This window comes from Proteus sp. CA142267, from assembly GCF_003336825.1.
In the GTDB taxonomy this organism is placed as follows: Bacteria; Pseudomonadota; Gammaproteobacteria; order Enterobacterales; family Enterobacteriaceae; genus Proteus; species Proteus terrae.
The window spans coordinates 264,927-279,261 of record NZ_QPMG01000002.1 but is presented as its reverse complement, the minus strand read 5'-3'; the positions used below and the strand labels follow the sequence as shown (position 1 = coordinate 279,261).

Annotated in this window: 9 protein-coding genes; 2 read left to right on the top strand and 7 right to left on the bottom strand. The window is 36.6% G+C overall.

Translation table 11 applies throughout. The features are described from left to right. Nucleotides 1–52: 52 nt before the first annotated feature. Nucleotides 53–793: a pyruvate formate lyase 1-activating protein gene (gene pflA / locus C0T34_RS06995; protein WP_098943738.1), complete on the top strand. Its 741-nt coding sequence runs from the start codon at nucleotides 53–55 to the stop codon at nucleotides 791–793. A 310-nt stretch (nucleotides 794–1,103) separates the two neighbouring features. After that, nucleotides 1,104–1,991, top strand: coding sequence for a BPSS1780 family membrane protein (locus C0T34_RS06990; protein WP_109849906.1), 888 nt, complete (start codon nucleotides 1,104–1,106; stop codon nucleotides 1,989–1,991). 105 nt (nucleotides 1,992–2,096) lie between these two features. Here C0T34_RS06990 and C0T34_RS06985 read toward each other — a convergent pair whose 3' ends face one another. From C0T34_RS06985 to lrp, 7 genes are all read right to left on the bottom strand, one after another. After that, nucleotides 2,097–4,232 carry a pentapeptide repeat-containing protein gene (locus C0T34_RS06985; protein ID WP_162556817.1) on the bottom strand — a complete coding sequence of 712 codons (2,136 nt, stop codon included), beginning with the start codon at nucleotides 4,230–4,232 and terminating at the stop codon, nucleotides 2,097–2,099. 231 nt (nucleotides 4,233–4,463) lie between these two features. Beyond that, the gene (gene allD / locus C0T34_RS06980) at nucleotides 4,464–5,513 is read right to left on the bottom strand and encodes an ureidoglycolate dehydrogenase (protein WP_109849904.1); all 1,050 of its coding nucleotides are present in this window, start codon (nucleotides 5,511–5,513) and stop codon (nucleotides 4,464–4,466) included. Nucleotides 5,514–6,362: 849 nt separating this feature from the next. Beyond that, complete coding sequence (gene serS, locus C0T34_RS06970; protein WP_098943743.1) at nucleotides 6,363–7,652, bottom strand: serine--tRNA ligase; 1,290 nt, start codon at nucleotides 7,650–7,652, stop codon at nucleotides 6,363–6,365. A 118-nt stretch (nucleotides 7,653–7,770) separates the two neighbouring features. Then, nucleotides 7,771–9,120, bottom strand: a complete 1,350-nt coding sequence (locus C0T34_RS06965) for a replication-associated recombination protein A (protein WP_098944101.1) — start codon at nucleotides 9,118–9,120, stop codon at nucleotides 7,771–7,773. 7 nt (nucleotides 9,121–9,127) lie between these two features. Then, nucleotides 9,128–9,736, bottom strand: coding sequence for an outer membrane lipoprotein chaperone LolA (gene lolA, locus C0T34_RS06960; protein ID WP_109849902.1), 609 nt, complete (start codon nucleotides 9,734–9,736; stop codon nucleotides 9,128–9,130). A gap of 113 nt (nucleotides 9,737–9,849) precedes the next feature. Then, the gene (locus C0T34_RS06955) at nucleotides 9,850–13,545 is read right to left on the bottom strand and encodes a DNA translocase FtsK 4TM domain-containing protein (protein ID WP_109849901.1); all 3,696 of its coding nucleotides are present in this window, start codon (nucleotides 13,543–13,545) and stop codon (nucleotides 9,850–9,852) included. A gap of 132 nt (nucleotides 13,546–13,677) precedes the next feature. Then, on the bottom strand, nucleotides 13,678–14,172 hold the full coding sequence (gene lrp / locus C0T34_RS06950; RefSeq protein ID WP_004244566.1) for a leucine-responsive transcriptional regulator Lrp: 495 nt from the start codon (nucleotides 14,170–14,172) through the stop codon (nucleotides 13,678–13,680). Between the last annotated feature and the right edge of the window lie 163 nt (nucleotides 14,173–14,335).

The window sequence follows — 14,335 nt, the reverse complement described above, 5'->3', positions numbered from 1 at the left end:
AAGGCCCCTACTTCGGGGCCTTTTTATTAGACAGTTTTGGAGTAACCCTGTTATGTCCGTACTTGGTCGTATCCACTCATTTGAATCCTGCGGTACTGTTGATGGTCCCGGAATACGTTTCATTGTTTTCTTTCAAGGATGCCTAATGAGATGCCTCTATTGTCACAACCGTGACACATGGGATACTCATGGTGGGCAAATCGTCACAGTTGATGAACTAATGAAAGAGGCGGTTACCTATCGTCATTTTATGAATGCTTCTGGCGGTGGTGTTACTGCTTCAGGTGGCGAAGCAATTTTGCAAGCAGAGTTTGTACGTGATTGGTTCCGTGCTTGCCAGAAAGAAAATATCCACACCTGTTTAGATACTAACGGCTTTGTTCGTCGCTATGATCCCGTTATTGATGAATTGATGGATGCCACTGACTTAGTGATGCTCGACCTAAAACAAATCAATGATGAGATCCATCAGAAACTGGTTGGTGTATCAAACCAGCGTACACTTGAATTCGCACGTTATTTAGCAAAACGAGGCCAAAAAACATGGGTTCGTTATGTAGTTGTACCGGGTTGGTCTGATGATGATGATTCTGCTCATCGTTTAGGCGAATTTATTAAAGATATGAAAAATATCGAGAAAGTAGAACTTCTTCCTTACCACGAACTCGGCAAACATAAATGGGTAGCTTTAGGAGAAGAATACAAACTAGATGGCATTCATCCACCGTCAAAAGAGACGATGGAAAATGTAAAATCAATTCTTGAGTCTTACGGCCATAAAGTCATGTATTAAGTTTTTCTATTGGAAATTAATTTAAGAAGCAGTGTTTTTAAGCACTGCTTTTTTGTTTATAAAGCAACATTATTTGATACTAGAAAGCACGTTTTTCATTCTTCTCATCTTATACTCCCTTACCTTTAAAAAACGATCTCAGAAATAATATTTTTTATTATTAAATACAATTATCAATAAACTTAAATCGTCTTTATAAGATTATCCTTAACCTATATTAGTTTTAATACAGTTGATTAATAACAAAACTAAAAGATATTATAGAAGGCTTATATTTATAAACAAAGACATTAGGATTAAGGTACAGGAAATGGAACAAGACAACAATTCATCGCAAACAGAGCCACAAGAGGTATTCACGCCTATTCCTCAAGCTCGAGGTGCTTCAGGTGGTGTTCGCTGGTTAGGACTGGGATGGGATTTAATAAAAGAACGTTTTTGGATGTGGATAGGCGTTATTATTATCTACTTTATTGTTAGCCTTATTATATCGACCATTCTTGGATTTATTCCTCTAATTGGTCCAATCATCTCACCTTTTGTTACTACTGTATTAGCCGCGGGTGTCGTGGCAATTGCTCATCAACAGTATGAAACTCAACGTATTGATGTTGATTCCTTATTTGTTGGTTTCTATAACAAACGTTATCTTAGTTTGATGGGGGCTTACGGTATTAGTTTTCTCATTTTACTTGTAGGCTTTATTCTTGCATTTATCGTCAGCAGTGCCGCTATGATGGATATTTTTTATGCTATCAATAGCGATTATCCTGAAGAGATTATTGTTGAAATGTTGATGGATAACTCATCTGGATTTATATTATTTTTTGTTATTATTGCTATTTTTGGCGCATTGAGTACCGCAGCTTATTGGTTTGTCCCTGCACTTGTATTAGTTAATGGTTACAAAGCACTCCCTGCGGTTAAAGCAAGCCTTTCAGCCGTAAAAATAAATTTAGCTGGTGGGTTCTTCTTCTTTATTTTGCTGTTCTTTATTATCGCTATTAGTGTTATTCCATTTGGTCTAGGGTTATTAATTACTATTCCTCTATCTTACACTGCGATGTATGGCTCTTATCGTGACGTTTTTTATCACCATAATATAGGAAATAATGGTGGAATTGGCGGAAGTGGTGGAAATGGAACAATTTCTCTAAATAAAACAGCTGAATCTAATATTGGTAAATTAGTTAGTTAATCTTCGATTTAATTCATTAAAACGAAGATTAACGTTTTTTAGCCTGCACTCCAACAGTTGATAAATAACTTTGGAGTGCATTATTTCTTTTATTTTAAAGAATCATTATCTCCAATGTAACGGCATGATTCTATAAAATATATTTTCGAAGTGTTCTTTTCCATAATCACTCATCACTGAAAAAAGCATATCAGTACATTGAAACGCGTTATTTATTCCTAATAGTTTATTACCCCATTTATCAAAATTCCCTCCCATTAACTCTGGGTTTAACTCGTTGGCCTTATTCATTAAAGCATAAGCATACATTCTTAATATTTCAGGTGAATCTGATTGAATGCCAAATACAGATCCTGATGAATACTTAATAATTAAAATAGAAAGACTTAATAAATACTGAGACTTCAGTTCATTATCTGCCGAAGTAATATTAAAAACTTCACAAAGCTTTTGATAATGTTCAATATTTAGAGAGTTTTTTTTAATCTCATTATCTGAAATGCTTAAAAATGGCATAAATGTTTCAGCTAGATCTTCTTGCATTTCGAAATCAATAAGCTTTGCATTAGATGAAGGGGGTATACCTATTAATGCGTAGTGAAATTGATAATAAAAATCACTTGATTCAAGTAATGATAACCATTTTTTAGATTCGATTTTATTGATTATTTTTTTATAACTATCTTCAAAAATAAGAAAATTAGGTAAATATTTGATCTCAAATCCTGGGAACAACTCTAGAGAGCTAAACAGCTCTTCATAATTAATTTTACTATATCTCTGTAAATTATTATTTATATAAAGATAAAACTTATTCCAACTCGAATTATTCTCCACATTATTATTGAATAACATATTAACTATATTCTCGTGAGCAATAATGATCTTTTTATTCTTATCATTACCTATTAAGATATAATTGCAATTACTTTTATCACTCCAATCAACCACTTTATTACCACAACCAAAAAATATTTCTTCAGTAAAAGGTTTGATCTCTTCAAGATTAAGATATTTATCATACAATGCTCTTGCTCTATCTCTAATACTTGTATTTTCATGATAAAGTGATAATACCATTAACTTAATGAATTGATGATTTTTTTCTAACATAAAGTTTATTAGTTCATTATTATCATAATTATAAATTATATCTAAATGAAAAGATAAGAAATCAGGGGATAGTTTATCAATATAATTGCTATACTCATTGTTAAAATAAGAGGTATATAAAATATCAGTAATAAATTTTTTAATAACATCGTCTTTGCAAAAGTATTTATTAGAAAAAATATTATCTAATATTAAGTTTATTGAGATCCCTACATTATTATAATCATTTGAAATAATACGATAAATTTTGAAAAGTAAATCGTTCATTAATGATGTTTTTATTTCAGTATATTTTTCATCTATAGAGTTAATAGTTTCAAATAGAGAACTAATGGTTTCAAATAGAGAGTTTTTATTTTTTATTGAATTTAAAAAACTCATATCAAATTTCATGCTTGCATTATCAAGTGTTGCATTTTCAAAGTTAGCAGTTTTCACCTTAATTTTAGCACCACTTAAATTACTATCTATAAAATTCACATTCTCTATATTTGCACATTCTAAATTAGCATTAGTTAAATCACAATGATTAAACGTTGAATTATTTATTGTTGAACAATAAAAATTAGATTTAATTAAATTACAATCTTTGAATGTTAATTCATTTATATTACAGTCATGAAATCTTGAATTATATATATCTACATCACTAATAACATCATCATTAATATCAACATTATGAAAATAACCGTTATTAACTTTTTTATTTCCAAATAAAAAATCCACTAAATTTTCATTTATAAAGTTATTGATATTTTTATTTATAAATCCATAATTCACTTCTCTATTTTTATAATCTTCTATGATCTTTTCTTTTTCCCTTTCTTCTGTTTTTTTCATTGTCAATGATTTTTTTAATTCAATTATACATTTATCTTCATAGGCATATTTTCTCTTAACTTTATTTAACTTTAAAAATAATGATTCATAGTTTTCAATTTTTTCTTGAATAAGAGAGATATCTTTAGAATTTTTCTGTAATTTTAATTCCTCATTTGTTAATTTTATGGTCAATATTTTATTAGCAAGATTAAAATTACGGATAGATGGACTCTTTTCTGCGAGTTCAACAGATAAAACGGCATCTTGTTTGATTTTAACTGTGAGATACGTAAATAAATTATTCATAATCATCACCAATTTAAACCATGAATCAATAAAGATATACACTTCTTTTAATTACTATATAATTAAAAAAACTATAATTCATTATTTTTATAATGAACTAAATTTAATTTACTTACTATAATAAAATAACCAAATAAAATAATTTCTGGTGAATTATAAATTCTTAAAAATAAAAAAGAACACTCGGCATCCCTCTTCCTGTTCTTTTTTATCGCGAATAGAGACGTTATATTATCCTGCGAACGGGTCTTTATTGTTATAGGATTTGTTATAAAGCACATCAGATATTAAATAATCATAAATTTCATCAACAATTTCAATGCCTTCTTTCTCGCTTCTTTGCTCTTCTATTTGACTATTCTCACCAGGATAGAGAACTTTATCTACATTCGGTGCAGGTTTAATTGCATTTAATTCGCCCATAACCTGTGAGATATGTTCTCTAAATAGAGTGGCATCAGTAAAGAATGCGGGATTAATCACAATATGTAATTGACCCAATTCTCGCCCTTGCGTTAAATCGTGATACATCGAACTGACATGTTTACCAAAAGGAAGCCCAAGTAAAATACCAGACAACACATCAACCATCATCATTAAGCCATAGCCTTTAGGGCCTGCAATAGGCAATAACCCTTTTACTGCAAAGGGATCGGTTGTAGGTTTTCCACTTTCATCTACCGCCCAAGTATCAGGAATATCGACATGACGTGAACGTGCATCAAGCACCTTGCCCCACGCCTGTACTGTTGTCGCCATATCAAATGTAATATGTTTATCACCTACGCCTGGAGCAGAAAATGCGATAGGATTTGTGCCGTAATACACCTCTGAGCCACCAAAAGGAACAACCATTGGATCAGATTGGCACAACGAAATACCTATCATACCCGCTTGTGATGCTTGTTCAACAAAGTAAGACAGTGCGCCGCTATGACCAATTCGTCTTACACCAACAACAGCAACCCCCTTCTCCTGTGCCATTTTAATTGCGCGTTCCATTGCGTCTTTCGCTGCAACATGTCCAGCTCCATTATCACCATCAAATACGGCGCTACAGGGTCCTGTTTCAGTATAAGTAAAATCAGGGGCTATATTTGTACCGCCTTTACTGATCCGTTCTGCATAATATTCTACACGCACAGCACCATGAGAATGAATACCTTTGGCATCAGCATGGACTAAGACATCAGCCACCGTATCCGCATGAGACTCACTTAATCCTGCATGATGTAATTTGTTTTTTATTAATTGATGTAACTGCTGTTTAGAAACTATCATAGAATATGCTCTTTTGTAGGGTTCTAATGAAATAGAAACGTCATAAAGTAACTGAGATAAATTCGAGCGATAGGTCTAATTTAACAGCATAAATAAGATCTGCCGTGATCGGTTTAACCAATGGCGGATTGCGTTATATTTTTATTTAATCCCACTTTATTTAGTAAGAATTTTTTAATAATCATCTTTTTTCTACATTTTATAACTATATTTAGATGACATTAAGAAGACTAGAAAATTTCTTATTAAGAGTAAATGGCGAGAACTCAGCTATCATTTTTTATTTAATTACAATATTATGCTCCCCTTTTTATGTTACAAGGTCTAAGTTCTTATACATTCCTTTTGATCATTTAAATCTATTTCAGTAGTCTGTGAAACAATTAAAATTTTCGGAATAAATAAAATGATAAATAAAGAAATATTAAAAAACTTAAAATATTTAAAAAAAAACCATTAATTCATTATATTAATTATTCTCTAACAGAAGAAGCAGAAAAAAATATATTAAATGGGTGGTTACCTTCATGCATGGAAGATAAATGGCTTTCTTATAGTATAGAAAACTGTATCTATGTCTACCGTAGTTGGAGTGGACATTTAATGTATAAATTTACTATTCATAATAAAACCATTGATTATATAGAAATTGCAATGGACGATTTTGTTAATATGGAAAATGAAAGAAAAATAGAGATATTTTTTTCTCTATTACCTTATTTATCTAAACCTCATTGAGATGTTGTGTATTAAATAAAAATATAATTTTTTATTTCTTTCTATATCATTAAAAAACCCCCTGCCTAAGCAAGGGGTTAAATTATTAATACTCAATTAATTAGAGAATAATTAACCGATATATTCTAAACCGTTCATGTATGGACGTAACACTTCTGGAATTTCAATACGGCCATCGGCCATTTGATAGTTTTCCATAATTGCAACTAAAGTACGACCTACTGCTAAGCCAGAACCATTTAAGGTATGAACAAGTTGAATTTTCTTGTCACCTTTAGAACGGAAGCGTGCTTGCATACGACGTGATTGGAAATCCCAGCAGTTAGAGCATGAAGAAATTTCACGGTAAGTATTTTGAGCAGGAACCCATACTTCTAAGTCATAGGTTTTACGAGCGCCAAAACCGATATCACCAGTGCAAAGCACAACTTTACGATATGGTAGATTCAGTAGTTGCAGCACTTTCTCAGCGTGACCCGTTAACTCTTCTAATGCTTCCATTGATTTTTCAGGATGAACGATTTGAACCAGTTCAACTTTATCAAATTGGTGCATACGAATAAGACCACGAGTATCACGTCCATAAGAACCCGCTTCTGAACGGAAGCAAGGCGTATGCGCAGTCATTCGCAATGGTAGATCATCTTCTTCAAGAATGACATCTCTTACCATATTTGTCACAGGTACTTCCGCTGTTGGAATAAGCGCGTATTGGCTTTCTGCTTCTTCTTCTAACGGTTTAGTGTGAAATAGATCTTCACTAAATTTAGGTAACTGACCTGTACCGTACAGAGTTGCGTGGTTAACCAAGTAAGGAACATACATTTCTTGGTAGCCATGCTCTTCTGTATGCAGATTCAGCATAAATTGTGCGATAGCACGATGTAGACGTGCAATTTGGCCTTTCATCACAACAAAACGTGAGCCGGTGATTTTGACCGCAGAAGCAAAATCTAAACCATCTGTTAGTTCACCTAAAGTCACATGATCTTTTAATTCAAAATCATAAGTCTTTGGTGTGCCCCAACGAGAAACTTCAACGTTTTCGCTGTCATCTTTGCCATTTGGAACAGCATCGTCTGGCATGTTTGGAATAGTTAAAACGTAATCACGAATTTCCGCTTGAAGCACTTCAAGTTCGGCTTTTGCAGCTTCAAGTTTTTCACCTAACAGGTTAACTTCTTGACGAAGTGGCTCAATATCTTCACCACGCGCTTTTGCCGCACCAATGGACTTCGATCGAGAATTACGTTCTGCTTGCAGGGATTCAGTTTCAACCTGTAACACCTTACGGCGTTCTTCTTGTTGACGGATTTTTTCCACATCGAGGGTGAACCCCCTGCGAGCCAGTTTTTCGGCGACCGCGTCTAGCTCATTACGCAGTAGATTTGGATCGAGCATGCTTATCCTGTGCTTATTTATAGATTAATAAAAACCTTCTCTCCTATCTTATAAAAAAGATATCTGAGACAAGGCATAGTTAAGAAATTAATGATAATTTAATAACCTTACCGCATCTTTACATTTTGCGATAGCGTTTTGTAACACTATTTTGATCTTGTTGAGAAAGCCAGTCTAATTTCTCTGCAACCTTGATCTCTAACCCTCTTTTTACTGGGTAATAGTACTGCGTATTTGCCATTTCTTTAGGGAAATAGACCTCTCCAGCGGCATAAGCATTAGGCTCATCATGAGCATAACGATATTCAGCACCAAGCCCCATTTCTTTCATTAATTTTGTTGGTGCATTACGTAAATGCTCAGGTACATCATAATCTGGCTTACTTTTGGCATCGGCAATAGCTGCTTTAAATGCAGTATAAACGGCATTACTTTTTGGTGCACAAGCCAGATATACAATTGCTTGAGCAATAGCGCGCTCGCCTTCTGCGGGACCCACTCGAGTAAAGCAATCCCATGCAGCAATTGCCACTTGCATGGCACGAGGATCAGCATTCCCCACATCTTCTGACGCAATCGCCAATAATCGACGAGCCACATAAAGAGGATCGCCACCTGCTGTTATGATCCTTGCATACCAATAAAGAGCAGCATCAGGTGCAGATCCCCTTACTGACTTATGTAATGCAGAAATAAGATCGTAAAAGCGATCACCTTTATTATCGAAACGAGCACTACGCTCACCACTGATTTCTGTCAGTAATGCCGGTGTTAATACTCGTTTTCCTTGATTATCAACCTCAGCAATATCCGCCATCATTTCAAGTAAATTTAGTGAACGACGTGCATCACCATTAACCAGTTGTGCAATCATTTTGCGCGTATCATCTGGCAGGATAATATTACGTCCGCCTAAACCTCGTTCTGGATCGTCTAGCGCTTGTTGTAGTACTTGCTCAATATCAGCTTCGGTTAATGAACGTAATAGATAAACTCTTGCTCTGGATAGCAACGCGGAATTTAATTCAAAAGAGGGATTTTCTGTTGTTGCACCAATAAAAGTGATCGTACCGTCTTCAATATGAGGCAAAAAAGCATCTTGTTGACTCTTATTGAAACGGTGAACCTCATCAACAAACAGGATCGTTCTACGCCCTGCATTACGGTTTTGACGCGCAATTTGAATAGATTCTCTGATTTCTTTAATACCCGATGTCACCGCAGATAAGCGTTCTATATCGGCTTGCGCATAGCGACCAATGATCTCAGCAAGGGTGGTTTTACCCGTGCCAGGAGGCCCCCATAAGATCATGGAATGCAATTGACCCGCTTTAATTGCTCGAGGTAATGGCTTACCTTCGGCAAGTAAATGAGTTTGTCCGATATATTGTTCCAACGTTTCAGGTCGCATTCTTGCGGCTAAAGGTTGAAACTCATTGCGTGAAAAATCGAGTGATAAATTACTCAAAATATCCTCACTGACGTTGGTCATCCACAGTCACACCCGCAGGAGGTGTAAAGCGAAACGCGGAAGCATCGATTGGCGTAGCAGTCTGTGCAGTCAATTGATAATTACTTACTTGACCGTCTTGCTCTGTGGCAGCGAATTGCTGAATTTGTCCATTAGGTAATACAGTTATCGTAAAGTGTTTTAAGTTATTTTCTACTTTAGGAGTTAACTCGAAACGATCACCAGACTGTTTTACATCATAGTTTTGCCACTCTTTACTGTCATTACGGGCGATCAGCATAAAAGGCGTATTGGTTGTAGCACTTTCAAGCCAAGTTGCAGTGACTTGCTCGACAAAAGGGTTATAAAACCACAATGTTTTACCATCGGAGATTAACGAACTCTCATCAGGTGCAGTCATTTGCCAATTAAACAAATCAGGGCGTTGTACTTTTAAACTTCCTTCCCCCTTTTGGATAAGCGAGCCTTCATTACTGGTCACAGTTTGACTAAAGTTTGCTTGAAAACTATTTACTTTATTTAATCGTTGTTGCAAATCCTGACGTGCATCAGCCCAAGCGGTTTGGCTACTTATTAATGTCATCGCACACACTGCAAATAATACTTTTTTCATTCTACAAGCCTCGGCATGAGATAACGCCGACATAATGTCGGCGTATAAATTATTGATGATGTTGTGCAGATTATCATGCTATCTCATTAGCTGATAACTGTGTTTTCAAGATATTACATATCTGAAGGTGGTGGTGAAAGTACATCACGAGTATTGTTGTGGTTTGGCGCACTCACAATACCTTGCATTTCCATCTGTTCTACAATTCTTGCCGCGCGGTTATAACCAATTCTAAATTGGCGTTGTACACCAGAAATAGAAACACGTTGTTTTTCAACTACAAATTCTACGGCTTGGTCAAATAGCGGATCAAGCTCTTCACCATCATCATATCCACCGCTACTATTGCCTTCACCTTCTTCGTTACATTTTGTGATGGCTTCAATATATTGAGGACGACCTCGAGCTTTCCAGTCAGTTGCCACAGCATGGACTTCATCATCACTAACAAAAGCACCGTGAACACGTTCAGGCACAAAGCCATTCGGTGCATAAAGCATATCACCCATGCCTAGTAATGACTCTGCACCACCTTGGTCTAAAATAGTGCGAGAGTCGATTTTACTCGATACAGTAAATGCGATACGGCTCGGAATATTAGCTTTAATTAAGCCTGTAATAATATCAACAGAAGGCCTTTGTGTCGCAAGCACAAGGTGAATACCCGCAGCACGTGCTTTTTGCGCTAAGCGAGCAATCAGCTCTTCAACTTTTTTACCTGCCGTCATCATCAAATCAGCAAATTCATCAACGACAACAACAATATAAGGTTCTTTTTCTAACGTTGGTATTTCTGTTGCCATACTGTCGCTTGGTTTCCAGAATGGATCAGGAATAGGACGTGCCATTGCTTCAGCTTCTTTAATTTTTTCGTTATAACCTGCAAGATTACGCACACCTAATGCTGACATTAGTTTATAACGACGTTCCATTTCAGCCACACTCCAACGCAGAGCACTTGCGGCATCTTTCATATCAGTAACAACTTCAGTTAAAAGATGTGGAATACCTTCATAAACCGAAAGCTCAAGCATTTTAGGGTCAATCATAATAAAGCGAACATCTTCTGGTTTAGCTTTATAGAGAATGCTGATGATCATCGCATTCACACCGACAGATTTACCTGAGCCCGTTGTACCAGCAACAAGTAAGTGAGGCATTTTAGCTAGATTGGCAACAACTGGCTGACCGCCAATATCTTTACCTAAAACAACGGTTAATGGAGAACGGCTATCTCTGAATGCATCGCTATCTAACAATTCACGCATATATACGGTTTGACGTTTTTTATTAGGTAATTCCAGTCCTACATAAGGTTTCCCCGGAATAACTTCAACAATACGTACCGCAATAGCAGACAATGAACGCGCTAAGTCGCGCGATAAATTTGATATACGTGCGGCTTTTACACCCGGAGCAAGTTCAAGTTCAAAACGAGTGATAACAGGCCCCGGTGAAATACCAACAACCTTGGCTTTAACACGATAATCATTAAGACGCGCTTCAATAAGTTTACCAATACGCTCAAGCTCAAACATATCAACAGGCTCATCTTCTACTGGCGGCGTTGTTAGTAAATCCAGAGAAGGCATTGGTGTTGTTGGCTTTTGCAACGGCCTATCATTACGCATCAATAATGGATGAATTAAAGATTGTTGCTGTTGCTGTTGCTGTTGCTGTTGCTGTTGCTGTTGCTGTTGCTGTGCAAAATGCTGCGCTATATTAGGCTGTGGCTCAATACGTGATTGAGGCGCTGCTTGTGGTGTAACAGGTTCAGAAACAATCGGTGTAAATACTGGCTCTATCGGATCTTCATCCAATAGATCATCAATTGGTGAGAATGCCTCTAATGCAGTGAGCTCTCTTTCTAGCTCAATTTTAGGGCTGTACTCTTCCTCTTCTTCATCTCGAGGTGAAATTTGTAAAAATGCATTGCTGGCTGGGTATTCAACTTTTTTCTCAATAGTTTGTGTCGGCTGCGCTGATTGTGAGGCAAACGAATGTTGAATATGAGGTTGATAACCCGTTGTTGCTTGCAATGAAGGCGCTGGTGTCGATATTTGAGGTAAAACCTCATCTTCGTCATCATCTAACGAAACATCATCGCCATAACGATCCTGCAATTGTTGCTTAAATTGTGCTGCCAACTGTTGCTGATATTGCTCATCTTCATCAATATCGTTGTTATTTTCTTCTGTGGAAGAGAATATATTCGCGGTAACTGTTGGCTCATCACTATAATCATCTTGTCGATGACTAAATGAAGATATTGGTGTTGTGACACTTGGCTGATGAGGCTCAATAATATCTTCAGGATCAGTACTATCGTTTTCACCATAACGTTCACGTTGCTGTTCGAGGAATTGCTGGCGCAACTCTTGTTCAAAATTAGCTTGTTCTTGAATATCAGCTAACTCATCTTCAGGTTCAGATTGAACAGCCTCTTCACGACGACGTAATTCGGCTTCACGCTGTGAAGGAATATGAATGCCATAAAGCTCACGACGTGTAGGCAATCGCACTGGATTTGGGCGAGGTAACTCAGGGCCTAATCCTTGTTTAACTTGAGAGCCATGGCTAACAAGAGCACTAGTCGCCACACCTGCTGCCACCGTAGCTGCTTGCGTTAAAGAATCTGTATCAGGTGCTAGAGAGAATGTAGGTTCTGCTCCTCTGCCAGTCGGCATAAAGCTATCTGTTGATACAGATGATGGCTGTACCATAGGTTCATTTTCAACAAACGGCATTACAGAAGGTGTACTTTCTTCTGGTATTGAGGAATAAGTAGGACGTTGAGGAGCATTAATTTCCGATTGAGCTTCTTTTTTCAAGAATGCTTCTGGAATATCAAAACGATAATGTTCTGGTTCTTCTGTATCACTTGGTTGCGAAACTGGTGCTGACATAAGAGGAGCTGGTTGCGCCAATGTTTGTACATGTTCATCTGCTATATCATTTGTTGCAGAGAAAGATGGTAAATCATCTTCTTTTTCTGCTTTAGATTGCAACGTGTCTATCTCTTGCTGACGAGCTAGTTCAAGTGCTGAAGGTGCAGAAAATAAAATATCATCACTCTCTTCTGTTCCTAATTCAGATTGCTGATTTTCTTTTTGATTTGAATTTTCAGCTATTTCTGTAGCAACATCTTGAGTGTCATCTTCCTCTTCTTCATCTGCGTAATCAGCTTCATTTTGGCCTCTATTGGTAATAAAACCAACACTTCCCAAAATAACGGCACCAATTTTTTCTGTGATTGTTAACCAAGACCAACCAGTAAACAGAGTAAAACCAATAGCCCAAACAGATAACAGGGCAAGAGTAGCGCCTAAAACATTAAACCACGGCAATAGAGCTTTGCTAAACAAGCTTCCAATTACACCACCAGAGCTAAAATTATAGATATCATCAAAATTAAGATCAGCTAATGCACAAGAGGTAAAGATCAGAGCCAAGGCACCAATCGTGCGAAGTGCAAGGGAAAAGAAGTCGGTGTATTCACGGTTTTGTTGGTAGCGTAGAGAATTCCAGCACCCAAAAACCACGACGACAGGAATTGCATAGGCAAGTAAACCAAATGCAGAAAATAGAATATCAGCTAACCATGCTCCGATACTGCCGCCTAAATTCTGGATAGGCTCATTCCAAGTGGTTTGTGACCAGCTAGGATCAGAGGGATGAAAGCTAAGTAATGAAACCATTAAAAAGACAGCGCCAATGCCGATAAGGATGAGAATAGCCTCCCAAATACGGCGACGGTTGCTTATCTTTGTTAAACGAATATTTTTATCTTCTGTATATTCCTGGCTCAAAGAGGGCTCTCCAGGTTTAACTTAGGGTGAATTAAAACGGAACAACGCTGAGATGTCCCAGCGTTGAAACTGTATGCATAAACAGGAGTGTACCTAACTTTTTCCTGCTTTGCACCAACCTATTAAGTTGGCTTAGCGAGTTTTAATTACAAGGCGGTTGCTTTGTTTAACTTCTTCCATAACCACGTATGTACGTGTGTCATTAACACCTGGAAGACGTAACAGTGTTTCACCTAGTAATTTACGGTAAGCGGACATATCAGGTACACGAGTTTTCAACAGATAGTCAAAATCACCAGAAACTAAATGACATTCTTGGATTTCTTCAAGTTTCTGAACAGCCATATTGAATTGTTCAAAAACATCTGGTGCACCACGGTTTAGTGTGATTTCCACAAATACTAATAATGATGCATCTAAGTAATGTGGATTTAACAGTGCAGTATAACCAGAAATAAATCCTTGGCGCTCTAAACGACGAACACGCTCTAAACAAGGCGTTGGTGATAAGCCTACACGTTTAGATAGCTCAACGTTTGAAATACGACCATCTTTTTGAAGTTCATTTAGAATATTCCGGTCTATTCTATCAAGATCTTTACCCGGACGTTTTTTATTATCAATCATCTCTATACTCTCTTTCTCTTTTTCTCTTACTTTATTTTCCTATACCCATACCTGTACACCATCAGCATCACTGTCGAAACTTCGGTATCAAACGGTCAGAGCAAACTACCAATCTATTTTCTTTTAATGCCGGATAAAAGTTCTATTTTATCCAAATACTCAT